25 protein-coding genes and 2 pseudogenes are annotated in these 24,436 nt (G+C 42.4%); 8 read left to right on the top strand and 19 right to left on the bottom strand.

Annotated elements, in window-relative coordinates; translation table 11 throughout:
• The first annotated feature begins 19 nt into the window (after positions 1-19).
• Together E2R53_RS19590 and E2R53_RS19585 are read left to right on the top strand one after the other, a co-directional pair.
• The gene (locus tag E2R53_RS19590) at positions 20-187 is read left to right on the top strand and encodes a Fur-regulated basic protein FbpA (protein WP_083328338.1); all 168 of its coding nucleotides are present in this window, start codon (positions 20-22) and stop codon (positions 185-187) included.
• Positions 187-312 (top strand): FbpB family small basic protein, encoded by a 126-nt coding sequence (locus E2R53_RS19585; protein WP_133313428.1) that lies wholly within the window; start codon positions 187-189, stop codon positions 310-312. Before E2R53_RS19590 ends, E2R53_RS19585 begins: the two co-directional genes overlap by 1 nt.
• A 60-nt stretch (positions 313-372) precedes the next feature.
• On the opposite strand, the gene purU is transcribed toward E2R53_RS19585, so the two are convergent.
• The 6 genes and pseudogenes from purU to E2R53_RS19555 form a co-directional block, all read right to left on the bottom strand.
• Complete coding sequence (gene purU, locus E2R53_RS19580; protein ID WP_286166322.1) at positions 373-1,224, bottom strand: formyltetrahydrofolate deformylase; 852 nt, start codon at positions 1,222-1,224, stop codon at positions 373-375.
• Between the two features lie 97 nt (positions 1,225-1,321).
• Positions 1,322-2,598: pseudogene (locus tag E2R53_RS23870) on the bottom strand (MATE family efflux transporter).
• A complete protein-coding gene (locus tag E2R53_RS19570; RefSeq protein WP_286166334.1) occupies positions 2,595-3,194 on the bottom strand; it encodes an ABC transporter ATP-binding protein in 600 nt (199 codons plus the stop codon). Before E2R53_RS19570 ends, E2R53_RS23870 begins: the two are co-directional and overlap by 4 nt.
• Positions 3,188-3,430: an EamA family transporter gene (locus E2R53_RS19565; protein ID WP_165971046.1), complete on the bottom strand. Its 243-nt coding sequence runs from the start codon at positions 3,428-3,430 to the stop codon at positions 3,188-3,190. Before E2R53_RS19565 ends, E2R53_RS19570 begins: the two co-directional genes overlap by 7 nt.
• Positions 3,424-3,911: pseudogene (locus tag E2R53_RS19560) on the bottom strand (opine metallophore biosynthesis dehydrogenase). The gene E2R53_RS19565 and the pseudogene E2R53_RS19560 overlap by 7 nt, the downstream one beginning before the upstream one ends.
• 143 nt (positions 3,912-4,054) lie before the next feature.
• Positions 4,055-4,528 (bottom strand): S-ribosylhomocysteine lyase, encoded by a 474-nt coding sequence (locus E2R53_RS19555; RefSeq protein WP_070878755.1) that lies wholly within the window; start codon positions 4,526-4,528, stop codon positions 4,055-4,057.
• Between the two features lie 143 nt (positions 4,529-4,671).
• Here E2R53_RS19555 and yidD point away from each other — a divergent pair, with 143 nt between their 5' ends.
• Positions 4,672-4,899, top strand: coding sequence for a membrane protein insertion efficiency factor YidD (yidD, locus tag E2R53_RS19550; protein WP_133313426.1), 228 nt, complete (start codon positions 4,672-4,674; stop codon positions 4,897-4,899).
• Here yidD and E2R53_RS19545 read toward each other — a convergent pair.
• Positions 4,890-5,453 carry a beta-class carbonic anhydrase gene (locus E2R53_RS19545; protein ID WP_133313425.1) on the bottom strand — a complete coding sequence of 188 codons (564 nt, stop codon included), beginning with the start codon at positions 5,451-5,453 and terminating at the stop codon, positions 4,890-4,892. The two genes, yidD and E2R53_RS19545, sit on opposite strands and share 10 nt — an antisense overlap.
• 148 nt (positions 5,454-5,601) lie before the next feature.
• Between E2R53_RS19545 and E2R53_RS19540 the strand changes: the two genes are divergently transcribed.
• Positions 5,602-6,777 (top strand): GTP-binding protein, encoded by a 1,176-nt coding sequence (locus E2R53_RS19540; RefSeq protein ID WP_133313424.1) that lies wholly within the window; start codon positions 5,602-5,604, stop codon positions 6,775-6,777.
• Between the two features lie 122 nt (positions 6,778-6,899).
• Entirely contained in the window at positions 6,900-7,916 is a 1,017-nt protein-coding gene (locus tag E2R53_RS19535) for a metal ABC transporter substrate-binding protein (RefSeq protein ID WP_133313423.1), read from the top strand.
• Positions 7,917-7,965: 49 nt separating this feature from the next.
• On the opposite strand, the gene E2R53_RS19530 is transcribed toward E2R53_RS19535, so the two are convergent.
• Both E2R53_RS19530 and E2R53_RS19525 read right to left on the bottom strand, forming a co-directional pair.
• Positions 7,966-8,892, bottom strand: a complete 927-nt coding sequence (locus tag E2R53_RS19530) for a CobW family GTP-binding protein (RefSeq protein WP_165971045.1) — start codon at positions 8,890-8,892, stop codon at positions 7,966-7,968.
• Positions 8,893-8,981: 89 nt separating this feature from the next.
• Positions 8,982-9,224, bottom strand: a complete 243-nt coding sequence (locus E2R53_RS19525) for a type B 50S ribosomal protein L31 (RefSeq protein ID WP_133313421.1) — start codon at positions 9,222-9,224, stop codon at positions 8,982-8,984.
• A gap of 194 nt (positions 9,225-9,418) precedes the next feature.
• Between E2R53_RS19525 and E2R53_RS19520 the strand changes: the two genes are divergently transcribed.
• The 3 genes from E2R53_RS19520 (at position 9,419) to E2R53_RS19510 (ending at position 12,193) form a co-directional block, all read left to right on the top strand.
• Positions 9,419-10,774: a cytochrome ubiquinol oxidase subunit I gene (locus E2R53_RS19520; protein WP_133313420.1), complete on the top strand. Its 1,356-nt coding sequence runs from the start codon at positions 9,419-9,421 to the stop codon at positions 10,772-10,774.
• A gap of 21 nt (positions 10,775-10,795) precedes the next feature.
• Positions 10,796-11,839, top strand: a complete 1,044-nt coding sequence (locus tag E2R53_RS19515) for a cytochrome d ubiquinol oxidase subunit II (protein WP_133313419.1) — start codon at positions 10,796-10,798, stop codon at positions 11,837-11,839.
• 195 nt (positions 11,840-12,034) lie between these two features.
• Entirely contained in the window at positions 12,035-12,193 is a 159-nt protein-coding gene (locus E2R53_RS19510) for a DUF1540 domain-containing protein (RefSeq protein ID WP_070878746.1), read from the top strand.
• Between the two features lie 78 nt (positions 12,194-12,271).
• Here E2R53_RS19510 and E2R53_RS19505 read toward each other — a convergent pair whose 3' ends face one another.
• The 10 genes from E2R53_RS19505 to E2R53_RS19460 form a co-directional block, all read right to left on the bottom strand.
• Complete coding sequence (locus tag E2R53_RS19505; RefSeq protein ID WP_133313418.1) at positions 12,272-13,162, bottom strand: metal ABC transporter permease; 891 nt, start codon at positions 13,160-13,162, stop codon at positions 12,272-12,274.
• Positions 13,159-14,484 carry a metal ABC transporter permease gene (locus E2R53_RS19500; RefSeq protein WP_133313417.1) on the bottom strand — a complete coding sequence of 442 codons (1,326 nt, stop codon included), beginning with the start codon at positions 14,482-14,484 and terminating at the stop codon, positions 13,159-13,161. Before E2R53_RS19500 ends, E2R53_RS19505 begins: the two co-directional genes overlap by 4 nt.
• 6 nt (positions 14,485-14,490) lie before the next feature.
• Entirely contained in the window at positions 14,491-15,249 is a 759-nt protein-coding gene (locus E2R53_RS19495; RefSeq protein ID WP_133313416.1) for a metal ABC transporter ATP-binding protein, read from the bottom strand.
• A 15-nt stretch (positions 15,250-15,264) separates the two neighbouring features.
• Positions 15,265-16,191, bottom strand: a complete 927-nt coding sequence (locus E2R53_RS19490; RefSeq protein ID WP_133313415.1) for a metal ABC transporter solute-binding protein, Zn/Mn family — start codon at positions 16,189-16,191, stop codon at positions 15,265-15,267.
• Between the two features lie 608 nt (positions 16,192-16,799).
• On the bottom strand, positions 16,800-17,909 hold the full coding sequence (gene menC, locus E2R53_RS19485) for an o-succinylbenzoate synthase (RefSeq protein ID WP_133313414.1): 1,110 nt from the start codon (positions 17,907-17,909) through the stop codon (positions 16,800-16,802).
• Positions 17,902-19,353, bottom strand: coding sequence for an o-succinylbenzoate--CoA ligase (locus E2R53_RS19480; protein ID WP_133313413.1), 1,452 nt, complete (start codon positions 19,351-19,353; stop codon positions 17,902-17,904). Before E2R53_RS19480 ends, menC begins: the two co-directional genes overlap by 8 nt.
• A 194-nt stretch (positions 19,354-19,547) precedes the next feature.
• A complete protein-coding gene (menB, locus tag E2R53_RS19475) occupies positions 19,548-20,366 on the bottom strand; it encodes a 1,4-dihydroxy-2-naphthoyl-CoA synthase (RefSeq protein ID WP_070878739.1) in 819 nt (272 codons plus the stop codon).
• 28 nt (positions 20,367-20,394) lie between these two features.
• Positions 20,395-21,198 carry a 2-succinyl-6-hydroxy-2,4-cyclohexadiene-1-carboxylate synthase gene (gene menH, locus E2R53_RS19470; RefSeq protein WP_133313412.1) on the bottom strand — a complete coding sequence of 268 codons (804 nt, stop codon included), beginning with the start codon at positions 21,196-21,198 and terminating at the stop codon, positions 20,395-20,397.
• Entirely contained in the window at positions 21,195-22,952 is a 1,758-nt protein-coding gene (gene menD / locus E2R53_RS19465) for a 2-succinyl-5-enolpyruvyl-6-hydroxy-3-cyclohexene-1-carboxylic-acid synthase (protein WP_133313411.1), read from the bottom strand. Before menD ends, menH begins: the two co-directional genes overlap by 4 nt.
• The gene (locus E2R53_RS19460; protein WP_133313410.1) at positions 22,939-24,363 is read right to left on the bottom strand and encodes an isochorismate synthase; all 1,425 of its coding nucleotides are present in this window, start codon (positions 24,361-24,363) and stop codon (positions 22,939-22,941) included. Before E2R53_RS19460 ends, menD begins: the two co-directional genes overlap by 14 nt.
• Between the last annotated feature and the right edge of the window lie 73 nt (positions 24,364-24,436).

Raw genomic sequence — 24,436 nt, 5'->3', positions numbered from 1 at the left:
TCGAGGTGAGTTTTTCTAAATGAAACCAACAATGCATGGAGCTGCTGACTCAAGGAAAAACGAATTAATTGAACAGCTGCTTGATATGGGGATATATAGAACCGCAGAAGGCCAGCTTTATGAGCTTTGCGAAACCGAGCTTGAAAAAGAGTTCAGCGAAAAAATGCAGCGGAAGGAGATAACCTGATGAGAATTAAAAAGAAATCGTTTGAAGAACTGGTTGAAGAAAATAAACAAACCATCTTGAATGATAAAATGTTGCTTGATAAGGTGTACGAGAAAATCGATTCAAAGCAGAGTGTAAAAAAATAGGCCCTTCGACATCACATGAAAAAAGCCGCTATTAGCGGCTTTTTTGCATGATTTATTTTCTTATGGAAACACAACAGTCTTGTTTTCATAAACAAGGACCTTATCATCTAAGTGCCAGCCTACTGCTCTTGATAGAACAAGCTTCTCGACATCTCTTCCAATTCTTTTTAAATCCTTAATTTGATAGCGGTGACTCACCCGCTCAACATCCTGTTCGATAATCGGGCCCTGATCGAGCTCTTCTGTAACATAGTGCGCTGTAGCACCAATGATTTTTACACCGCGGTCATATGCCTGATTGTACGGTTTACCGCCGACGAATGCCGGAAGAAACGAATGATGAATATTGATGATTTGGTTTTGATATTGCTCGATCATGACAGGCGGAATGATTTGCATATAACGCGCAAGCACAACTGTATCCACATTGGCTTCTTCAAGTAATGAAAGATGACGTTCTGCTGCTTCCTCCCTTGTATCCTTTGTTGCCGGAACATGATGGTACGGAATGCCGTATGGCTTCACAATTTCTCTCATGTCATCATGATTGCTGACGACCATTGAGATGTCCGCAGACAGCTCTCCAAGCCGGAAACGCTGAAGAAGATCCTGCAGACAATGATCTTCTTTAGAAACAAAAATGGCTATTTTCTTTTTCTCACTGGCACAGGACATGCGCCATTTCATATGAAAAGATGCTGCTGTTTGTTCAAATCTGGTTCTGAGTTCATTTATATGATCTTCAATGCCATGAAGCTGAAATTCAATCCTCATAAAAAAAAGCCCGCCGACCGGATCGGTTGAGTGCTGATCCGAATGGATAATATTTGCCCCCTCATCTGCCAGAAACCTTGATACCGCGGCGACAATTCCCGGACGGTCCTCACATGAAATCAATAGTCTTCCTATCATATTGAATCCTCCTAAGTCCGCATGTATTTCTTGTACGGACATCTGTATAAGCAATGCAAACAGTATAACGAATTGATTTCTGTTAAGCAACCGTATTTTACTGCGAGCTAACCTCTTCACGGCTAAACAGGTTTTTTCTTAATCGCGGCACATACATTATTAAAAAGACAGATCTGCAGAAGCTAAATGCAAGAAATGCTGCCCATAAGCCATGATTGCCGAATACGGGCAAAAACGCCCAAAGAAAAAGAAGGTAGACACTTAAAGAAAAGATCATTGAATTTCTTACATGAACGACAGATCTTGCACCGGTGAACACACCATAGATAACCAATCCGGCACAGGCAGAAAGAGGATACAGCAGCAGCCAGTCTCCATAATAAGCAGATAGCTCTGCTACGGCTGGAATTTGCGTAAACATCCCGATTGCGCTGTCCTTCACAAAAAAATACATCAATGTAATCAGCAAAGCGGCATATACAGACCATTGATAGGAAAGGGAAAGAATTTTATGAAAACCGTTTCGATCTTTGGCCCCTATCGCCTTTCCGGTTAAGATACTGGAAGCATTGGCAAATCCGTCAAAGAAGTAAGCCATGAGGTAATGAATTTGAATTAAGATGGCATTTGCTGCAAGTACGTCTGTTCCTAAGGAAGCTCCGTACTTTGTAAATAAATTGAACATGATCAATAAACAGACTTGCGAAGAAGTAAATCCCTGTTCACAGTCATCATTTTCATTAAGGAAGTAATATCTCCCATTTTCTTTAGATTAGGATGCCTCAGTAAATTGCGCTGACTTTTAAGGATATACCCTAAACCAGCTGCAGCATTCAAGGAAAATCCAAATACAAAAAGCAGGTCAAGAAGAATATTCAGCACATTCATTCCGACTTGCAAATAAAACGCGAACTTGATTTTTGACAGTCCCATAAGCCAACCGAGGATCACATAATTAATTAAAGCAAATGGTGCTCCCCAGATTCTGATCGTAATATAGGTTTCTGCGTGTTCCTTAACTTGCTCCGACGGATCTATGATTGTCATGGCAAGATGTGCGATCGGCTGCTGAAAAAGGATAAAGAAAATGCCCATAACACCTGCTGCGATAAACGGCCTTATGAATGACAAAACAATTGCCTCTTCATCCATTGACCCATGTGCCTGAGCTGTAAAACCTGATGTACTGACCCTTAAAAAACCAAGCAGCCAGTACATCGTGTTGAAAAGAAGCGCTCCAACTGCCACTTCCCCAATATATGCGGGATCAGGAAGCACCCCCACTACGGCAGTATCCACAGCACCAATAAGCGGTGTGGTAATCGTTGATGCAATTAAAGGAAGGGCAAGCATAAGATAGGATTTATGATTCATGCCCCGCCTATCCCCATTCCTGCTTCTGTCAGCTGCTTCGTGTAAGGATGCCGTGTTTTCGAAAAAAGTTCATCGGCTGAAAAAGAATCTACAAGTATACCTTCCTTTAAAACAGCCATTCTGTCGCTCATAAACCGGACAGCCGCCATGTCATGAGAAATAAATAAAAAAGACATGCCAAACTCCTCCTTCAGATCTTTCAGCAAGTTCAAAATCTGCGCCTGGACCGAAACATCCAAACTTGAAGTTGTCTCATCGCATATAAGGATTTTAGGCTCTATGCTGATTGCCCGGGCAATGGCCACGCGCTGTCTCTGGCCTCCGCTGAGCTGATGGGGGTAGCGTTCAAGCAGCTGTCCGTTCAGTCCAACCATCTCAAGCAGCCTTAAGGCCATTTTTTTCCGGTCTTTATTTATGTCGAGTAAAAAGGCAGGAATCGCTTCAGGATAGTTTTCAAGCGGTTCTGCGACAGATTTCCATATTGTCAGTTTGGGATTTAATGAAGCATGAGGATTTTGAAATACAACTTGAATGTGGCGCCTCGCTTTTTTAAGAGCTTTTCCCTTCTGTTCATTTAGACGGACTCCGTTTAGAATGATCTCTCCTTAAAAGCGCCGAGAAGTCCTCTTATAAAGAGCATGGGCACTCCTTTTTTTGAAAAAATGACCCTGCTTTGTTTCATCATGATCAAGATAATGATTGTTCCAATCAAACTGCGGAAGAACATAATCTCTGACGCAGGTATATTCAGGCTGACCGCTTTCACAAGCGCGTTCATAATGCTGAAGACAAGCGATGATAAGACAGCGAGTATAACTCCATTTTTCAGCATGTCAAACATCTCCTGTCAATCTGATGATTGTCGAATGAAACATTGTGTTTTTTACTGAATCGGGATGCCTCTTCATTAAATGTCCGAAGCAGGGATTCAGCTGCCGGCATTTGAATGCCCGCTTTAATAGCAAGGTCTGTCACCAGTTTCAGCTTGTGGTAATCTTCAAGCGGAATCCGCGGAAGCAACCACTGTCCTGAAGCGGTTCTTTTTGCCTGAGTAAATGGCACTTTTGAAAAATCAAAATAAGTGCCGTTCTCGTCTGGAACTGAAAAGGATCGATTAAAATAGACGTATATCTGATGTACAGCAAATATTCTTGTTTCTCCGTACTGAACTCGGGGAAATGTTCAATGTCCTTTCTTGAAAGCGTATATTCATGAACCGGATAATTATCATTGGTCAGAAACTTCAGGAGATTAATAGGCTTGGCGCCAAAATAGGCAACCACGGCAGAAATTTCTTTCCAGAGAGCATTCATGGTTCTGATTGCGTGCTGAGTAATCGGTCCCTTTAAAACGTAATAATTACGATTTAAAATGTATCACTCTCCCCTTCTTTGCGTCAATCAGGTAAAAAGCCTCAAAAAAAAGCAGGCCCCGGATGCAGGGCACTGCTCTCTTCTTATCCGAATACTTTTGCCAATTCTTTTTTATCCTGATCAAGCCAGAAGCGCATCAAACGCTTTGCTCCTTCTAAATCGTGAAGCTTCGCCTGTCCGCATTGCTTTTCATTAGCTGCCGGAATTTCAGTAATTTCAATTGCATCTTTCAGCGTATCATCTAAAAGATCAATAATTTCTTCCACCGTTGGTTCACCGCTGACTACTAAGTAATAACCAGTCTGGCAGCCCATTGGAGAGATATCGATAATATCAAAGTGATCGTATTTCTCTGAATGTGTGCGGATGTTAAACGCAAGCAAATGCTCTAAAGTATGAATCACATCCGGCTTCATGGCCTGCTTGTTCGGCTGGCAGAAGCGGATATCAAATTTATTGACAAGTCCGTCGCTTCCTACTTTGTGGACGCCGCAATGTCTTACATACGGTGCTTTTACTGCATTATGGTCAAGGTCAAAGCTTTCTACTGATGGCATAATTACCACTCCTTCATAAGAGTTCTTTATTCATCATACAATTAATTCCGATAAAATTCATCTATTTTATCCGGATTAAACCTTCCAATTTTAACTTCTTCCCAGATTGCAGTATACTTAAGGCATTAAAAGAGGTGACATGAATGAAACAGCTATTTATAGCCCTTATCCGTTTTTACCAGAAATTCCTTTCGCCGCTGAAACCTCCGTCATGCCGATTTTACCCGACATGCTCGCATTACGGACTGGAATCCGTTAAGCGGTTTGGCGCTCTTAAAGGCGGGTATTTGACCGTCAAAAGAATTCTGAAGTGCCATCCCTTTCATCCTGGAGGCTTTGATCCGGTTCCTGAAAAAAAGGATCAGGCCTGATAGCCGTCTTCTACTAAGTCAAGCTTTCCGGTGGACGGATCGATTACAAGTCCGTGTACAGGAACATCAGCTGGAAGCAATGGATGATTGCGGATAACGTCTACACTGTGTTTTACACTGTCTTCGACTTTATCAAACCCTTTTAGCCATTCTTCCAGTTGAATTCCTGAATAATGAAGCGTATCTATTTTATCTTGGGAAATTCCCCGTTTTTTTGCCTTATCAAGAAATGAATCCGGGTTCAGGCTGCTCATGCCGCAGTCATGATGTCCGACCACGCACACTTCATCTGCTCCGAGCTCCATTACAGCTACAAGGATACTTCTCATGATGCTTCCAAATGGATGGGCAACAATCGCACCTGCGCTTTTTACAATTTTGACATCACCGTTTTTGACGTTCATTGCTTGTGGAAGAAGCTCGACAAGCCTTGTATCCATACAAGTTAGAATAACCATCTTTTTGTCGGGGAATTTCGTTGTCTGATACTTTTCATAGTCGCGTTTTTCTACAAACTGGGAGTTATGTTCAATAATTTCTTCTAACAATCTCATCTGCTATTCTCCTTATAAAGTGGTATAGTTGGGCTGCATGTAATTAGCAGCTTTTTATTTACTATATCATAACACTTGTTTTTTTGAAGCGTTTTGCTATATGATATAAATCGTAATAATTACTATTTATATTTTTTGGAGGATAATCATGATCAAGCAAATTCCCGTTACGGTTTTAAGCGGATATCTTGGATCCGGAAAAACGACACTTTTAAAGCATATTCTTGAGAACAAAGAAAACAAACGAATCGCTGTGATCGTCAATGATATGAGCGAGATCAACATTGACGGCAGTCTAATTAAAAATACCGTCAGCCGGACGGAGGAAAAACTGGTTGAAATGCAGAATGGCTGTATTTGCTGTTCTCTGCGTGAGGACCTGATGATTGAGGTCGAGCGTCTGGTGAAGGAAGGAAACATCGATTATATTGTCATTGAATCATCCGGTATTAGCGAACCGGTACCTGTCGCTCAGACATTTACCTATATTGACGAGGAAGTCGGCATTGATCTGTCTGCTTTCTGCCGTTTGGATACCATGGTAACCGTTGTGGACGGAAACCGCTTCTGGGAGGATTTCTCATCAGGGGAAAATCTTTTGGACCGGAAACAGGGAACAGATGAAAGCGATAAAAGAGAAGTCATTGACCTGCTGATTGACCAGATAGAATTTGCAGACGTTCTCCTTCTGAACAAAACAGATTTGCTTGAAGAGGAAGATGTGACTGAATTATTCGGTGTACTGAAAAAGTTAAATCCGGATGCAAAGATTTTGAAAACAGCCTTCAGCCGCATACCGCTCAGCGAAATTATGGATACAAACAGATTTGATTTTGAAAAAGCAAGCCAGTCCGCAGGCTGGATCAAAGAACTTAATGAAGAACATACACCTGAGACAGAGGAATATGGCATTTCTTCCTTTGTTTACAGAAGACGTAAGCCGTTTCATCCGGAGCGGTTCATGAACTGGCTTGAAAATTGGCCACAAGATGTTGTAAGGGCAAAAGGCTTTTTCTGGCTTGCATCAAGAAATGATACATCCGGCCTCCTGTCACAGGCAGGCACGTCAATCATGATTCAGGGAGCAGGCGAATGGGTGGCAGCTTATCCGGAGAATGAGCGGATTGAAACACTTAGAGAAGAACCTGAGCTGCTGGAACGCTGGGATAACACATTTGGTGACCGCATAACAGAACTTGTGTTTATTGGAATTGGTCTTTCAAGAGATGATGTAGAAACCTCGCTTGACGGCTGTCTGCTTACAGACGAAGAAACGTCATCAGATTGGTCTGTCTTAGCAGATCCTCTGCCTGCCTTTTCATAATTATTCGAATCCTTTTTCTTTTTCCGGATGAACATTCCCGGTTCTCAAATCGGAAGTATTACGATATAATGTGAAAGGATATATTGAAATTAACTCATTACCATATATATAAGGAGCACATTATGAAAAAAACAGGACTAACAATGGCACTTGCGCTAATGCTTGGAACAGCGCTTGCCGGATGCGCAGATAATGATCAAAATACAGCGGATAATGGTGAAGACAAGCTGAAGGTTTATACAACAATCTTCCCTGTTCAGGACTTTACAAAGAAAATCGGCGGCGATGCCGTTGATGTGGAAAGCATCTATCCTGCAAATACAGATGCACATACGTTTGAACCTTCCACGAAAGATATGGTTGCAATGGCAGAGGGAGACGCATTTATTTATTCAGGCGTTGGTCTTGAAGGCTTCGCAGAAAAAGCAACGGCAACCTTAAAATCAGAAGATGTGAAAATCATTAAAGCCGGTGAAGGAATTGAGCTTGCTGAAGCTTCCCACGATGAAGAAATTCATGAGGAGCATGAAGACGAGGAAGATCATGCAGAACATTCCGATGAGGAAAGCCATGATGAGCACGCTGATGAAGACGCTCATGCCCACGATCATGGAGATAAAGATCCCCATATTTGGCTGGATCCTGCCCTCTCCATTCAAATGGCTGAAACGATCAAAAATGGTTTAATAGAGCTTCAGCCAGAATCTAAACATGAATTTGAAAAGAATTTTGAAACCCTCAAATCAAATCTTGAAAAATTGGATGCAGATTATAAAGAAACAATTGATGCCGCTGGCAAAAAAGAAATTCTGGTTTCTCATGCCGCATACGGCTACTGGGAAGAGCGATACGGCATTCAGCAAATCAGTATCCTCGGATTATCGCCTGCCCAGGAGCCATCGCAAAAGCAGCTGCAGTCCATTATTGAGACTGCAAAAGAACATAACATGAACTATATTCTTTTTGAAAACAACGTAAACAGCAAAATTGCTGATATCGTCAAGGCGGAAATTGGAGCGGAGAGTCTGACCCTGTCTAATCTGGAGTCAATTTCTGAAAAAGATGCAAAAAACAATGAGGACTACTTCAGTTTAATGGAACGAAATTTGGAAACGCTGAAAACGGCATTATCGAAATAAGAGAAATCCCGGCCTTTTGAACAGGCCGGGATTTTTTAAATGGTTATTTTCACTGAAATGACTGGTTAAATGTCGTTTTGATCTCTTCAGCATTCAAATTCTGTCCGATTAAAATCAAAACTGTTTTCTCTCTATCGACTTTAGAATCGGAAAGAACGGCTTTTTTGGAAGCAAACTGCATCTCCCTCGGCTTACTTTCTCCCTCTATATACAGATAGCCTTTCGCACGAATCAGTCCATTTATTCCTTTCAGCCATGTTTCTAGCTTTTTCAGCCGAACCGCTGGAGGGTCAGCTATTTTTAGAGTTCCAATCGAATGATGGTGGTGATGATGCCCTTCAGTGTCTGTCAGGGTTACAAGGCTTTGCCTTTGTTCAGCAAGTTTTTCAAAAGGAACATCAGCGTATGAAGCTGCAAGGATTTCAACACCTGGAGGGATCACTTTTTCAATTTTTTGTCTGACTTTTTCTTGTTCTTTTTCATTAATCATGTCTATTTTATTTAGGATAATAAAATCAGATGAAATGATTTGATCTTTTAAAAGAGAGCGGATTTCCTTGGAGCTTACAAACATACTTTGATAATCGAGATAGTGGCTTGTGTCGACTATTCCGATCATGGACATAAGCTCAAATTCCTCAATCAGTTCAGGAGACAGCAGGATATCTTTAATTTCTAACGGATTGGCCACTCCCGTCCCCTCAATTAAAAGGACATCAGCTCCTTCACCTTCTAAAAAGCCTTTTAGTGTGGTTTTGAGGTCATCCTGAATCGTACAGCAAATGCATCCATTTAAAAGTTCATGAACGGTTTGATCCTCAAATAAATGCTTTTCTACATTTTCATCACCTAGTTCATTTAAGATAATTCCGACTTGTTTTCCTCTTTTTTTAAACTCATTGACCATCTTTCCCAACACAGTCGTTTTCCCGCTGCCAAGAAAACCGCTTATGGTATACACAGGTATGCGTTTCATGTTCAAGCCTCCTCTATATGTATGAATATCAAGTTTCCTCATTAAAAAAGATGCCCGGAAACAATTTGTTCCCAGGCGCCTTTAACAGATTACATATTGTATTTTTTCTTGAAGCGTTCTGCACGTCCATCGCGGTCTGCGAATTTTTGACGGCCTGTGTAGAATGGATGTGTATCTGAACTTACCTCTATTTTAATTAGAGGGTAGGTGTTGCCATCTTCCCATTCAGTTGTCTCATTTGATTTGATGGTTGACCCGCTCAAGAATTTAAACCCGCTGTTTGTATCCATATAAACAACTTTATGATAATCCGGATGGATTCCTTGTTTCATTGTAAAAGCACTCCTTTAATCGTAATTATTACGTTTTAAATGATACATGGTTTGTCCCCGATTGTCAATGTAAGTGATTTGCATAGAATCTGCTGTTTTATAAAATCCATACCATTTTTACCGCATATTTCCTGAAAATGTGCAGACAATAAGGGAAGATTGTTACAACCTTGGGAAAGAAAGGCGGAAATAAGATGGATGATCTCGTATTAGCCAGATCCTTGTTTGGGACGACAATGGGCTTTCATATTATCTTTGCATCACTTGGTGTAGGTCTTCCTCTCATGATTCTGATTGCTGAACTGCTGTTTCAAAAAACAAAGGATCATGATTATGCAGTCATGGCGAAAAGATGGACAAAAGGGCAGGCGGTGCTCCTCGGAGTTGCGATTCCTACAGGGACTATCGCAGGTGTGCAGCTTGCTTTGTTATGGCCGGGTTTTATGGAGGTTATCGGACGAGTAATGGCGCTGCCGTTTCAAATAGAAATCTATGCTTTCTTTGTGGAAGCCTTGTTTATGTCAATTTACGTTTACGCAGCTGACAGAATTTCTCCCCGAATGAGAATTGTCAGTGTTTCGCTAGTCTTGCTCGGGGCTGCAGCCTCCGCCATTTTAATTACAAATGTTCATGCATTTGAAGGAACTCCAGCCGGGTTCAGAATTGAAAATGGGGAAATTGTTGATGTTGACCCGTGGGCTGCCTTTTTCAATCCAAGCTTTATCGTTACAGCTGGACATGTTGTGGTTTCAGCGTTTATGACAGGTGCATTTGTTATTGCTTCAATATCCGCTTATAAGATGCTTAGAAATATGAAAAATGAACGCCTTTACCGCTTTCACCGCAAAGCTTTAATGATGGGTCTTGTTGTAGGGGGAATTTTCTCATTTATTACAGCTTTGAATGGGCATGAATCAGCGCAAATGCTCCATGAGTATCAGCCTGAGAAGCTGGCAGCTGCTGAAGGTTTATTTGAAACTCAGACGTATGCCCCCCTTGCAATTGGAGGCTTTACGGACCGGGAAACACAGGAGGTGAAATGGGGCATTGAAATTCCGTGGGCTCTGAGCTTTTTAGCTGACAACAGCTTTAAAACGGAGGTTATTGGCTTGAATGATTTCCCTGAGGAATATTGGCCCCCGCTGTTTGTACATACGCTGTTTAATGCAATGGTTGGAATCGGAAGTCTGCTGATCTTCCTGTCTCTTCTCGGATTCTTCTGGTACAAAATATTGAAGCGTCCGCACTTCCCTAAATGGATGCTCATCATATTTGTTCCTTCAGGAATTCTTTCCATGCTTGCGATTGAGTTTGGCTGGATTTTTGCCTGCACGGGAAGACAGCCTTGGGTTATTTATCGATTGCTGAAAACAGAAGATGTTGTGACAGCCTCCGGCCAGATCGGAACCCTTTTTATTCTTTTCACACTTGTTTATGCGATATTAGGACTCGCTGTCATTCTTGTTCTGGTCTATTACTTCAAGCGAAATCCAGTTGAAAAAGAACTTGATAAGTCAGCAGGTGATGGTGATGGCGTCAGTGTTTATTAAAGAAATGGAGGCGTTACTTGGATGATTACAACAGATGCACTGCTCGCCATTACAGTTGTGTGGGGATTTGTTTTTATCTATGCTGTCATGGCGACAATGGATTTCGGAGCAGGCTTTTGGTCCATGATCTACATTAACAGAGAAAAGACGAACGCAACCAATATTGCCAATCGTTATTTATCCCCTACTTGGGAGGTTACGAATGTATTTATTGTTGCCATTGTCGTAGCGCTTTTCAGCTTTTTCCCCGGAGCTACGTTTATTCTGGGGACCGTCTTGCTGATACCAGGAAGCATCATCCTGTTGCTTCTGGCGATTCGAAGCGGATTCCTTGTATTCTCCCATTACTCTAAAGGGTATGAAAAAGCACTTACTTATGTTTCCGGGATTTCCGGTTTCATTATACCCGCTATTTTATTGCTGGTGCTGCCCATCACTCATGGCGGGTTTATTGAGGTAGTAAACGGTTCACATCAGCTTCAGCTCGACAAATTGTTTACAAGCCCAAATGCCTACGCCTTTAGCGGGTTCGCAATTACCAGCACGCTCTTCCTGTCATCGCTGCTGCTTTCTGATTACTCAAATGTGGCCAATGAACCGGAAGCCTATAAAGTATACCGGCGTGATGCCCTGATCTTAGGTCCGTTGTCCCTAGTAATGGGTTTTTTGATTATGCTGACCCTTCGCACTGAGGCAAACTGGCTCTATATGAACATGATGAAGTATTTGCCTTTCCTGATTGGATCTGTTGCGATGTTTATGATTGCAGGGGGTGCTCTGTTTTTGCCGTCGCAAAAAGACAAAAGAACGCTTGGCAGACCTAGAATCGCGGTTGTAGCTGTAACCATTCAATATTTTCTTGCAAGCTATGCATACGGTCGGGCACACCTGCCTTATATGCTTTATCCAGATGTATCCATCCAGGATGGCTTTACCCATCCCAACACCTTCCATGCTGTATTTATTACTTACATCGTTGGCTTTTTAATTCTCTTTCCGGGATTCTTTTACTTCTGGCGTTTGTTTATGAAGGATAAACGATATTTGAAGCAAAATGAATCATAAGAAAAGCGCAAGCGCCCGTTCAGCGCTGGCATGACAGATAGGGCCGCTTGCCATCGAAGCACAAAATTTTATACTTTCTTATCTTTTGAAAAAAACAAGGTGCACCAGCTGCACCTTGTTTTTAAATCCTGCGTATGAAATACTCCCTATCATGTAAAACTAATTGTTGAACCCTAAATAAGGAGGTTTTGATGAATGCCAAGAGAAGTAAAGTGTGAAGTCAATAACTGTGAGTATTGGGGCAATGGCAATCAGTGTACAGCTGATGCCATCTATGTTGTCAGCCATAAAGGAGATACTGCTTCCCGCAGCGAGGAAACAGACTGCAAAACCTTTAAACCTCATGATCTGTAAAAGTAAGGACAGCTTTCCGCTGTCCTTTTTCTTTATTATTGATAATGAGAATCATTTTTATTCAAACTTCATACCATTTTATTCACTAACTTCTGCCGATGCAAATTTTCTCCTTGAAAGAAGCTTCGATAACAGCCCGTGTGAGGGTGAAAAGATAAATGTCAGGAAAAAGATCAGCCCTGCAGCAGTAGCCATTGCCCCTGCAATCGAGACATTCAGCCATGTTGCTGCATAATAGCCGGTAACTGCAGATAAAACTCCGATAATTGAACTGATGATCAGCATATGAAGCAATTTATCCGTCAGCAGGTAAGCAGCTGATGCAGGCACTATGAGCATGGCTACAACCAAAATGGCACCAACACTGTCAAATGATGCAACTGTTGTAATCGAGAGCATCCCCATTTGCAGGTAATGAATGAGAAGTACTGGTATCCCAATCGCAACTGCCATCTGAGGGTCAAACGAAGAAATCTTAAATTCTTTGTAAAAAAGAACGATAATCAATAGATTCACGATGAAGACGGAACCAAGCATCCATACTGCTTTTGGCCCAAGATCGGCACTGCCTAAGGTGATCGTATCCCACGGCACAAATGTGATTTCCCCCATCAGCGCGTGATTGACATCAAGATGGATGTTTCCTCCAAATAACGAAAGCAGGATAACCCCTATGGCAAAGAGAGATGTAAAGACAACTCCGATTGCAGCATCTGACTGGACACCTTTAGCATTTAATATTTGTACTAGAAACGCTGTAAGCAAGCCGACAACAGCGGCACCGATAAACATTGAAATTCCATCTAAGCTTCTGCTGACAAAATAGGCTCCTACGATGCCAAGCAAGACAGAATGGCTGATCGCATCTGCAAGCATAGCCATTTTTCTTAAGATCAGAAAGCATCCAATCATCGCGCATGTGATGCCGACCAGAGAACCTGTCAATAAAATCCATGCATCATAACTCATTGATACAGCCACTCCTTCCTGCTTAGGCTATTCTTCGTCTTAGGAAGCAGCATCGGCTCTCTATGATGATCTTTTAACAGGTTCATTAAACGATCCTTCATCTCGCTTGACATCATTTCCACATCAACATCATCACGGCTTGTAATTTGAAGCTGGGCAAGCTCCATTTCATGCATAAGGTACATTTCATAAAGGCGCTGATTTAAAGCAAGATGATAGGCAAGCTGCAGGCCATTTTCTGTAAGCCTCCATCTATCCCCTTCGCCTTTCATAATCAGGCGCTTTTTCAAAAGCTCTTTTAAAGATCTGGTGACAAGACTGTCGGCTGCTTTTCTTTTATTCACAATATCGTTAAGCGAGAAGGATGCAGCACAATGTTTTCCCCCTGCACTTTCTGTTAAATCATAAAAAGACAGAAGCAGCTGTTCAACCGATGTTCTTTTTCTCAGCTTGATTTGCTTTAACGCTTTTGAAACCAGCCCGCGTTTTGGAGCAAAAATCAATGAGATTAGAAAGAGCAATGTAGCTGCAACGATTATCAGAGGACCAGTTGCCATTCCTCTTACTGTTGTGCTCAGGAAGGTTCCAGCGACGCCGGAGATTCCTCCGATGATTCCAGCGATAATTACCATATGCCCAAGCTTATCTGTCCAATATCTCGCTGAAATGGCAGGGGTTATAAGCATTGCTGCCATTAAAATGACCCCTACAGTCTGAAGTCCGATCACGACTGCACAAACAATTAAAACCATAAGCAGGCCATTCAGAAATGTTGTTGGAAGTCCAATTCCTTTTGCAAACTGAGGGTCAAACGTCAAAATCTTAAATTCTTTAAAGAAAACAGCTGTCAGAAGGAGTAAAATCGCTGCAATCAGCGTAATAATCTGAACATCCTGACCGACCATTGAAGCTGCTTTTCCGAAAATAAAATCACTCAAGCCGCTTTGGTTTCCGCCGCTGTTGTGCTGAATATAAGTCAGCAGAACGATTCCAAATCCAAAGAATACGGATAAAACAAGACCTAGAGCTGAGTCTTCTTTAATTCGGGAATTCTGTATAATAAATTGGATAAGCCATGCAGCAAGCATCCCTGAAAGGGCTGCTCCGACAAGAAACCAAACTAATGATTTGGACCCGTAAAGCAGGAATGCCATACACACACCAGGCAAGGCGGCATGGGCCATTGCATCTCCTATCAGACTTTGTTTCCTTAGAAGAGCAAAGCTTCCGAGAACCCCGCTTGCAAGCCCAAGCAGCATCGTTCCAAGCAGAACCCACTGCGTATTCTGATTTTGCAATTGATAGAACAGTTCTTCCATCATCTTAACTCACTCCTGTTTTGTTTCATCCACAAGCACACTTTTATCCTGTAAAAATGTGAGCCTGCCTCCGTATGTTTTTTGAAGATTATCCATCGTAAAGACTTCACTCGTTGGACCAAATGCAATCTTCCTTAAATTCAGAAGCAGAACCCAGTCAAAATATTCTTCAACTGTCTGAAGATCATGATGAACAACCAATACCGTTTTCTGTCTTGCCTTTAGTTCATTTAAAAGGGAAATGATCGCTTTTTCAGTTGCTGCATCAACACCGACAAACGGTTCATCCATGAAATACACATCTGCATCCTGTGCAAGCGCTCTTGCTAAGAATACACGCTGCTGCTGTCCGCCAGACAGCTGGCTGATTTGTCTGTCAGCGAAATCAAGCATGCCTACTTTTTCGAGACATCCGCAGGCAAATTCGATATCTTTTTTCCCCGGACGCTTAAGCCAGCCAATATGGCCGTATCGTCCCATCAGCACGACATCAAGTGCATTCGTCGGAAAATCCCAATCCACTGATCCGCGCTGAGGGACGTATCCGACGCGTTTACGCTGTTTTTTATAATGATCGCCATAGATTTCAACTTCTCCCGATGGCACTGGAATCAATCCTAAAACAGCTTTAATTAACGTAGACTTCCCGGCTCCATTCGGGCCGATGATTCCAATTAATTTCCCTTCCGGAACTTCAAACCCCACCTCTTGCAAAACCGGTTTGCGGTGATAGGCTACTGTCAAGTTTTCAACAGTTACTGGATTCATTGTAAAACACCTGCCTTATTTCAATGATGAAACAATTGTATCGATATTGTGTTTAAACATTCCTAAATACGTTCCTTCTTCTGTTCCTTCTTCACCCATAGCGTCAGAATAAAGCTGTCCGCCAATGACGACATTATGGTCTCTCTTTTTTGAGCCTTCCACAACGGCGTTAATCGATTTCTCTGATATGCTGCTTTCTACAAATACCGCTTTAATTTCGCGGTCTACCAGTACATCAACTAAATTTTGCACATCACGGAGACCGTATTCAGAATCTGTGCTTAATCCCTGCAGCCCCATGACTTCAAATCCATAGGCATTTCCAAAGTAAGTAAATGCATCATGCGCTGTTACCAGAACTCTGCTTTCTTCAGGAATGGTCTGAACCTGCTCTTTTGCATATTGATCCATCTCCTGGAGCTTTTTCTTATATGCAGCTGCATTTTCAGCAAATTCATCTTTATTTTCAGGTGAAAGCTTAGTGAGTTCTTCTTCGACGATATCAACGGTATGAATCCATAACGAGATATCAAACCATACATGAGGATCGTGTATCTTCGCGTTCGTTTTATCATTTATTAATTTATTTTCTGGAATGGCACTTGCTACTGGCACTGTAGGCTTTTCATTCGACATTTTTTCGAAAATTTCACCCATCTTGCCTTCTAAATGCAGACCGTTATAAAAAATAATGTCTGCCTGATTCAGCTTTTGAATGTCTCCCTGTGATGCCTGATATAAATGGGGATCAATTCCTGGACCCATCAGCGACTGAACTTCTGCAGCGTCGCCGGCAACGTTTCTTGTGACATCCGCTATTTGCGCAGTTGTTGTGGTTACTTTGATCTTTCCGTTTCCATCCCCGCTTGCGCCCTGGCTGCACGCTGTCATCATAACGGACAGGGCCAGGATTGAAATCAGCATTAATAATCTCTTTTTCATTCTTGATCCTCCTCTTTCCTTCGTCAACAAATGTTTCCCTGATGCAAATTTTTGAGTAAAAAAATGACTTTCCTTCGCAAAAACCATTTTATGAAAGAAAGTTAGGTCATGTGCTAATAATTTAGCTTGTTTCATGTTTTGTTGATGAGTATAATTATTTTGCCTATATGCAACAATTTAAAGCATTTAAATCTTTCTGTCAATCATTCTTTCTCGACAAAAGAATTGCTGAATCGCGTTAAATCCGACAGACAGATGTCCAATTATTTTACTGGCCGAGGATTTAAAAGAACTCAATTGACATAGATGCGTAAAATTCTATACATATAATTAAGCTGTTTTCGCTTTGATTGTTGTTTTCGATTATAAATGTTGTCCGTTCCTTCCGCGGCCATCCACTTAAGGTTCTTAACTCTTTGTCCTAAAACTAAAAAGAGCCAGCTACATACATAGCTGGCCAAAGATTGAAGCAGAGAGGGCTGATTTTCGAAATGATGTCTCTAGCATCATTCCTTTTAGTTTTAACATGGAATGCAAAATTTCACAAAACCGCAAAATTAAATTTTGCAGAGCTAAAATCAGATTTTCCCCTAGAGAAAAATCAAATTTCATTTAGTAAAACGTTCGATATGAGTACAGTATTTTGCTAATTTGCTCCGATTTACTTCAAATCCGAGTCCAGGACCTGCAGGGACATCTATTTTCCCATTATTCACGGTAACGGGCGGAGAAATGATATCTTCTTCCCAATATCGCGCAGATGCAGAAATATCACCGGGTATCGTAAAATTCGGAAGTGATGCAAGAGCGATGTTATGTGCCCGCGAAACCCCTGTCTCAAGCATTCCTCCCACCCAAACCGGAACATTGTGCTGCATGCAATAATCGTGAATTTTTATCGATTCAAAAAGACCGCCGACTCTCCCCGGCTTAATATTAATGACGCCGCAGCTGCCCAGCTGAATCGCTTTTTTTGCATCATTGAGCGTAATAATGCTCTCATCTAGACAAATCGGTGTTTTTAATTGAGACTGCAGAACCGCATGATCGATAATGTCATCGTGAGCAAGCGGCTGTTCGATCATTAATAGATTATATTCATCAAGCTGCTTTAAAAGGCTGATATCATCAAGCGTATAGGCAGAGTTGGCATCTGCCATTAAAGGTATATCCGGAAAATGGCTTCTAATTTCATCAAGCAGAGCAGCATCTGATCCAGGCTTAATTTTTATTTTTATTCGTTTATATCCATCGCTGACATGCTTCCCGATTGTTTCAAGCATGTGTTCCATTGAGGCCAGGCCAATAACAACACCCGAATCAATTTGCTTTGCCGTTCCGCCTAAGATGGCTGCAAGCGGCTTTTCCTCAAGCTTTGCATGAAGATCCCATACTGCACCTTCAATTGCTGCTTTAGCCATTTGATTTCTTCTGATATAGGAAAAAGAATCAATGAATGCTTCCGGATCTTGAAATGGTTTTGCAAGCAGTTCAGGGATAAGAAATGATTTCAGCATGTGATGACAAGTTCCAATCGTTTCTTCTGTGTACCAGGGTGAAGAGAATGCAACAACTTCTCCCCATCCAATTTGTCCGCTGCGATTACGTACTTCGATCAGAATGCTCTCACGCTTAGAAACTGTTTCAATACTGGATTGAAAGGGGGTAACGAGTTTCATATCAAGGTGATGAAGCGTCACTTCCTGTACATCAATCATGAGTACCTCCAAGAAATTCTGCGAGCTTTCTGCGCACTAATTTATTTGAAGCATTTCTAGGCAGCTTATTAATAAAATGAATGCGTTTTGGAATTTTATATTTTGCAAGCAGGGCTGAGCAATAGGAAATCAGTTCTTCCTCACTTACTTCATCTTTTGCCGCAATGAATGCGTGCGGAACCTGTCCCCATTTTGCATCAGGCATTCCGGTTACACCGGCTTCATTGACCGAAGGGTGGGAGAGCAGGACAGCTTCTATTTCCGCAGGATAAATATTTTCACCGCCTGATACAATCAGATCCGAACGCCTGTCAAGAACATATAAAAATCCTTCATCATCAAAATATCCCATATCTCCTGTTTGCAGCCATCCATGGTGAATGTCTGCTTCACGTTTCCAATACCCTTTCGTTACATTCGGGCCTTGCACATGAATTTCTCCCTCTGTAAAAGGGGGGCAAGCCTGATTGTTCTTCAGAATTTTAATCTCGCAGGGAAAAAGCGGTTTTCCTGCTGAACCAAGCTTTGTCAGACTGTACTCTGGTGATAGCGTGACAATTTGCGAGGAGGTTTCTGTCATTCCGTATGTTTGATAGACAGGGATTTTTTTCTTTTCACATTCTTTCAATAGCGGCATTGGTGCAGGACCGCCGCCTAACAGCATGCATCTGAACGTCTTCGGATATTCACCTTCCCCAAGGTTTTCTATCATCTGAGATAGCATGGTTTGCACAACGGAAACGATTGTTGCCCCATTCTCCATAATTTCGCGGTTCGCTCTTGATGGATGAAAGGATTCATGGAGGATGACGGTCATTCCATAGATCACACCTCTCATTAAGATGGACAGTCCGCTGATATGAAAAAGAGGAACGGCGCAAAGCCACCTGTCGTCATGATGAAGGCCCAGGTTTAAAGAGGAACCGGCAGCGCTCCAATAATGATTGCCGAATGATTGAAGAACACCCTTCGGCTTGCCGGTTGTTCCTGATGTGTACATAATAGTTGCCGTCTGATCTAAATCAAATGAATGTTCATACTGAACAGAAGCTGTTTCTGCTGTTACAAGCTCTCCGCTATCTATTGTTATCCAGCTTGGATTCTCCCATTTTTGATTAAGTGCTGCATCACAAATGAGGAATGCTGCTTCTGAATCCCTCAATTGCCAATCAAGCTCTGAGGCAGTCAATCTTGTATTTAACAGCACGGCTGTTGCTCCAATGTATGTAAGCGCATGGATAGCAGCAGCCATTTCAATACTGTTTTTCATAAGGATTGCAGCATGCTGTCCTTTTCTGATCCCATGATGATGATAAGTAAATGCCATATGTTCTGTCAGTTCATGCAGTTCACGAAATGTTAATGTTCTCTCATCTGTCATCATCGCAATTCGGTCAGGGGTTAAATAGGCACGCTGCTTTAACCAATTGGGCATTGTATTCATGTTTGTTCACCGCCTTTATAGTAGAAAAGCGCAAGCGTGAAGACCTGCTCCGGCAGTCCGTGTCCCGACTTTTTTGGCTGAGCCGTTCCGACCGGGTATCCAGGCGCTTGCGCTAGACATAGATGCAAAAGACAAAATAAATTCTAAACTATAAGAAAGCAGCTTGATGAAATCATCAAGCTGCTGCATGTTGTTTAAGGGAATCTTGGGAACTGCTTGAAGTCAGGATTGCGTTTTTCTTTGAAAGCATCTCTGCCTTCTTTAGCTTCATCCGTTGTATAGTACAGCAGAGTTGCGTCTCCTGCAAATTGCTGAATGCCTGCAAGGCCGTCTGTATCGGCATTAAATGCAGCTTTAAGGAAACGAATGGCAGTCGGGCTCTTTTCTAAAATCTCCTCGCACCATTGAACCGTTTCTTCTTCAAGCTTTTCTAAAGGCACAACCGTGTTGACAAGACCCATGTCAAGCGCTTCCTGTGCATTGTATTGACGGCACAGGAACCAGATTTCGCGTGCTTTTTTATGCCCGACAATACGGGCAAGGTATCCTGAACCATAGCCGGCATCAAAGCTGCCTACTTTTGGACCTGTCTGGCCGAAAACAGCATTGTCCGCTGCAATGGTTAAATCACAGACAATATGAAGCACGTGGCCTCCGCCGATTGCGTATCCTGCCACCATGGCAATAACCGGTTTTGGTATCACGCGGATTAAACGCTGCAGATCTAGAACATTCAAACGCGGAATTTGGTCTTCGCCAACATAACCGCCATGGCCGCGCACCTTTTGATCGCCGCCCGAACAGAATGCTTTGCCGCCTGTTCCAGTTAATATAATTACCCCAACATTTGCGTCATCTCTTGCATAAGCAAAAGCATCAATTAATTCCATTACCGTTTTCGGACGGAATGCATTATGTACCTCTGGACGATTAATTGAGATTTTGGCAATCCCATTATACGTTTCATATAAAATATCTTCGTACTTGCGTTCAGCAATCCATTCTACTGTCATTTCGCGTACTGCCTCCTTATGAATACGTTTACGAATTAATAAACTCATTTACTATTCTACCAAAGATTTGCGGTTGTTCCACATGAACTGCATGACCTGCACCAATTATTTTAATAAATGTCGAAAGCGGGAGCAAATTTTTCATCTCTTTTGCGATTCCGCAGAACTTTTCATCCCGCTCTCCGCTTAATAGCAGAACTGGAATCTTTAGAGTATGGAGGCTGTCCCATAATGACCTCTGAGATCCTGTCCCCATCCCCAAAAGACTGTTCGCAAGCCCCGTCTCATCATTTTTCAGCCTTTGGATCCGCTGATTATTTTGTAAAGCCTCCGGCAGAGCTTTCTGAGAGGCAAAAAGCGGTATGTTCTCCCAAAAGTTAATAAAGTGGTTCATTCCCTGTTCTCTTATTAACTGAGAGAGATTTCGGTCATTTTCTCTTCTATTCATTCTCTCAGCCTCTGATTTTAAACCAGGAGAGGCACTTTCAAGTATCAGCTTGTCGATCTGTTCAGGGTGCTGAACGGCATATGTTAATGCCAGTCTTCCTCCCATAGAATAGCCTGCAAGAATGAAATTCTTAAGATGAAGTGCTGCAAAAATATCATATAAATCCTTAACCGATTCCTCCATGCTGTAGCGCTCAAATTCTGAAGGTGAATTTGTCTGTCCGTGTCCTATCAGATCAATTAAAATAACTTTATACTGGCTGAACATGTCCAGAAATGGGTGCCAGTTTTCAGCTGAGCCTGTAAATCCATGGAGAAGAACTAGTGGTGTGCCTTCTCCATATGTTTCGACATGATAGGATACTCCTCTTATCGTCAGCATCATTTTAAGATCTTCTCTCTTATTTCCTGGGAAACACGATTCATCAATTCACGATGAATACTGACACGGGTTTGACGATTTGTGCGCACCTCTATGATATTTAAGCCTTTTTTAATGACAGCATCTGACACTGCTGCCCGGAATTCTTCCCATGTCGCAGGCAATGTATAGGCAGCGTCATATAGATCGGCAGCATGTTTAAAATCAAGACCTGATGGCGTACCGAATAAAGTTTCAAAATGCTTTTCTTCTTTTGACTGCGGAAGAAACGAAAAGATGCCTCCCCCATCGTTATTAACAAGAATAATGGTCAAATTGAGCTTGTGCATTTTCGCAGCAAGCAGACCATTCATATCATGATAAAAAGATAAATCGCCGATGACTAAAAAAGTGGGATGATCTGTGCCGGCACCCGCACTCATTCCAAGCGCTGTTGATACGATCCCATCGATTCCATTCGCTCCGCGGTTCGCAAATACTTCAATGTCCTTTTCCGTGTTAAGGAAATAATTATCCAGGTCACGAATAGGCATACTGTTCCCTGCAATCAGCTGACACTTCTGTGGAAGTGCTTGCTGCAATTCACGGAAAACATTTCCTTCAAACAAGTCGCCGCCTTTGTCTTCAGCAGAGCCTGCTACCTCACGCGAAATGAGATTTACTTTCTGCCATGACTGTAGCCAATCCATATCTTCCCGCACTTTGGCCTGTTTGATAAGCTCCTTGCACAGCCAGCTTTCTCTGCATTCAATCATTTCCGCAGCCATTAAGGTCGGCTCCCGCCAGCCTCCTTGTCCATCCACAACAATTTGACGGATGTCAGCCGTTTTCTTCAAGAATAAAAACAGCGGCTTTGAAACCGGCATTGCTCCGAACCGGATAATGACTTGCGGCTTTAGCTGCTCTGTTATGTATTCATCCTTCATGAATGCATCATAGCATTCAATGACAGATGATTGATCATGAGAACCTGTTCTTAAATTAGAAAGAGGATCAGCAAGAATCGGGTACTTCAGGACAGAAGATAAGGTAACCGCCGCTTTCGCGAAATCAGGATCGCGAAGTTCCCCGCATATAATCAATCCCTTTTTTTCGTCTGAAAGGAGATCAGCTAAGCGCTGCACTTCGGAAACATCAATAACGGAAGAACCCGCTGTTACTTGAACATGTTTAGGACGGCTATTCAAGCTTGTCCATAAATCCTCAGATTCTAAATCAGGTACGAGAGGTTCTCTGAACGGAAAATTAAGATGAACCGGTCCGGATGGAGAAGAAATGGCTTTGCCCGCTGCACGTGCGGCCATTGTTCTCCCATAATGAAGAAGTTCACCAGTATGCTCCGGAATCGCCATATCAGCAAACCATTTTGCATAGCGGCCGAACAGATGCAGCTGATCGATTGCCTGCGGTGCACCCACATCTCTAAGCTCGTGCGGACGGTCTGCCGTTAAAACAAGCAAAGGCACTCTTGAATAGAATGCCTCAACAACTGCCGGATAATAATTAGCTGCTGCCGTTCCTGATGTACACAGCAATGCAACAGGTCTTTGCTGCACCTTAGCCATGCCAAGGGCAAAAAAACCTGCTGATCGTTCGTCAATCAGAACATGAATGTTGATATCAGGATGCTCAGCCATCAGCATGGCCATAGGCGTTGACCTTGAACCCGGGCTGATAACTGCATCCCGGACACCCGCTTTAGTTAATTCATCAACGAAACTTGCTGCATAAAGAGTTAAAGATTTATTTGCACTCATGGTTGACTCCTCCCAGCGCAGAGAGCATCGGCTTCAGCTTAATCAGGGTTTCCTGATATTCCATTTGAGGATCGGATTCTGCAACAATTCCGCATCCTGCAAACAGGATGGCCTGCTTGCCCTCAATTAAGCCGGAGCGGATGGCTACTGCAAACTCACCGTTGTTTTCAGCATCAAGCCAGCCTACTGGACCGGCATACCAGCCGCGGTCCATAGGTTCAATTTCTCTGATTATGTCAACAGCAGCCATTTTGGGATATCCGCCTAAGGCAGGTGTCGGATGGAGCTTCTCCACTAAGTTCAATAAAGAATAACCTGCTTTCATTGATCCTTCAATCGGCGTATACAAATGCTGAATATTTTTCGTTTTTAATAATTGCGGGTGATCTGAAACCTTAACTTTACTGCAGTATTCTTCAAATGAATCTTTGATCATTTTCACAACAATCGCGTGCTCAATCAGGTTTTTTTCATCATTCAAAAGCTCTGTTCCGAGCTCCGTATCTTCTTGCTTGCTCTTCCCTCTTTTAATGGAACCAGCAAGACATGTTGAAAGCAGCCTGCTGTTTTCCTTTTTGATCAAACGTTCAGGTGTTGCTCCAATGAACGATTGCCGGCCATTTTCAAAAGAAAAGATAAAGCTTGTAGGCTGCTCTGTCTGCAGTTTGCTTAAAGTTGAATAGATATTAATTTTGTGATCATACTCTAACTGTACTTCACGTGCCAGCACGACTTTATCCAGCTCTCCGCTTTTAATTAATTCTGTGGCTTTTTGTACAGCTGAAAGCCATGTTCCCGTATCCGCCTCTTTTAGAGTGTAATTGTTCACGGACTCTCCCCCGGTGCTTGCCTTTTCAGTCAGTACTTCGCCCGCAATCGATGTGAAATGCTTGGCACATGATTCAAGATCATCATCAGGATTAATCACACGATTAATTGTCAGAAAAGAAACGCCGTCTTTCACTGTAAGCATTACCGACGGCAAAAAGAATTTCGCCTCAGGATATTTATTCCAGCGCTCGTTTCTGCGGTTATGCGGATCAAAAGAAAAACCGCCGAATAATAAAGCGCCTGTACCTATATGAGATTTTGCACCATCTTCATAATGCACCATTTTTTTAAAGCGTTTCCAATCAGACTCAATCCGCCCGAAACGATCGCTTTCAGCAGAATCATTCTCTACTGTGCATTCGTTTCCCAAGCCTGTAATTGTAAAGCGTGAACCTGGAGTTGCCCAATAAAACCGCTCGCCTAAAAAAAGCCGCTCGCCAGCCGCATAAAAATGGAGGGGGTTCATTGAATCATTCAACGGCTTGACCTGACTTAATATGACCGGTTTATCAAACTGTCTGGCTTCCTCCAAAGCACGCTTCATAATCTCCGTAAATGTATGTTTTAATGCCGTAATCATTGGAAATCCCTCCAAAACCGAAAAATCGCTTATATTAAGATACACCTCAGAGGAAAGAGGTGTCAATAGTACT

This window comes from Peribacillus frigoritolerans (assembly GCF_004358755.1).
Taxonomy (GTDB): domain Bacteria; phylum Bacillota; class Bacilli; order Bacillales; family Bacillaceae; genus Bacillus_P.
This window is presented reverse-complemented; position numbering and strand designations above follow the sequence as displayed.

What these genes read in the sequence shown, in the direction of transcription:
- E2R53_RS19590 (WP_083328338.1), top strand. Translation starts at nt 20, where the DNA reads ATGAAACCAACAATGCATGGAGCTGCTGACTCAAGGAAAAACGAATTA.
- E2R53_RS19585 (WP_133313428.1), top strand. Translation starts at nt 187, where the DNA reads ATGAGAATTAAAAAGAAATCGTTTGAAGAACTGGTTGAAGAAAATAAA.
- purU (WP_286166322.1), bottom strand. Translation starts at nt 1,224, where the DNA reads ATGATAGGAAGACTATTGATTTCATGTGAGGACCGTCCGGGAATTGTC.
- E2R53_RS19565 (WP_165971046.1), bottom strand. Translation starts at nt 3,430, where the DNA reads ATGCTGAAAAATGGAGTTATACTCGCTGTCTTATCATCGCTTGTCTTC.
- E2R53_RS19555 (WP_070878755.1), bottom strand. Translation starts at nt 4,528, where the DNA reads ATGCCATCAGTAGAAAGCTTTGACCTTGACCATAATGCAGTAAAAGCA.
- yidD (WP_133313426.1), top strand. Translation starts at nt 4,672, where the DNA reads ATGAAACAGCTATTTATAGCCCTTATCCGTTTTTACCAGAAATTCCTT.
- E2R53_RS19545 (WP_133313425.1), bottom strand. Translation starts at nt 5,453, where the DNA reads ATGAGATTGTTAGAAGAAATTATTGAACATAACTCCCAGTTTGTAGAA.
- E2R53_RS19540 (WP_133313424.1), top strand. Translation starts at nt 5,602, where the DNA reads ATGATCAAGCAAATTCCCGTTACGGTTTTAAGCGGATATCTTGGATCC.
- E2R53_RS19535 (WP_133313423.1), top strand. Translation starts at nt 6,900, where the DNA reads ATGAAAAAAACAGGACTAACAATGGCACTTGCGCTAATGCTTGGAACA.
- E2R53_RS19530 (WP_165971045.1), bottom strand. Translation starts at nt 8,892, where the DNA reads ATGAAACGCATACCTGTGTATACCATAAGCGGTTTTCTTGGCAGCGGG.
- E2R53_RS19525 (WP_133313421.1), bottom strand. Translation starts at nt 9,224, where the DNA reads ATGAAACAAGGAATCCATCCGGATTATCATAAAGTTGTTTATATGGAT.
- E2R53_RS19520 (WP_133313420.1), top strand. Translation starts at nt 9,419, where the DNA reads ATGGATGATCTCGTATTAGCCAGATCCTTGTTTGGGACGACAATGGGC.
- E2R53_RS19515 (WP_133313419.1), top strand. Translation starts at nt 10,796, where the DNA reads ATGATTACAACAGATGCACTGCTCGCCATTACAGTTGTGTGGGGATTT.
- E2R53_RS19510 (WP_070878746.1), top strand. Translation starts at nt 12,035, where the DNA reads ATGCCAAGAGAAGTAAAGTGTGAAGTCAATAACTGTGAGTATTGGGGC.
- E2R53_RS19505 (WP_133313418.1), bottom strand. Translation starts at nt 13,162, where the DNA reads ATGAGTTATGATGCATGGATTTTATTGACAGGTTCTCTGGTCGGCATC.
- E2R53_RS19500 (WP_133313417.1), bottom strand. Translation starts at nt 14,484, where the DNA reads ATGATGGAAGAACTGTTCTATCAATTGCAAAATCAGAATACGCAGTGG.
- E2R53_RS19495 (WP_133313416.1), bottom strand. Translation starts at nt 15,249, where the DNA reads ATGAATCCAGTAACTGTTGAAAACTTGACAGTAGCCTATCACCGCAAA.
- E2R53_RS19490 (WP_133313415.1), bottom strand. Translation starts at nt 16,191, where the DNA reads ATGAAAAAGAGATTATTAATGCTGATTTCAATCCTGGCCCTGTCCGTT.
- menC (WP_133313414.1), bottom strand. Translation starts at nt 17,909, where the DNA reads ATGATTGATGTACAGGAAGTGACGCTTCATCACCTTGATATGAAACTC.
- E2R53_RS19480 (WP_133313413.1), bottom strand. Translation starts at nt 19,353, where the DNA reads ATGAATACAATGCCCAATTGGTTAAAGCAGCGTGCCTATTTAACCCCT.
- menB (WP_070878739.1), bottom strand. Translation starts at nt 20,366, where the DNA reads ATGACAGTAGAATGGATTGCTGAACGCAAGTACGAAGATATTTTATAT.
- menH (WP_133313412.1), bottom strand. Translation starts at nt 21,198, where the DNA reads ATGATGCTGACGATAAGAGGAGTATCCTATCATGTCGAAACATATGGA.
- menD (WP_133313411.1), bottom strand. Translation starts at nt 22,952, where the DNA reads ATGAGTGCAAATAAATCTTTAACTCTTTATGCAGCAAGTTTCGTTGAT.
- E2R53_RS19460 (WP_133313410.1), bottom strand. Translation starts at nt 24,363, where the DNA reads ATGATTACGGCATTAAAACATACATTTACGGAGATTATGAAGCGTGCT.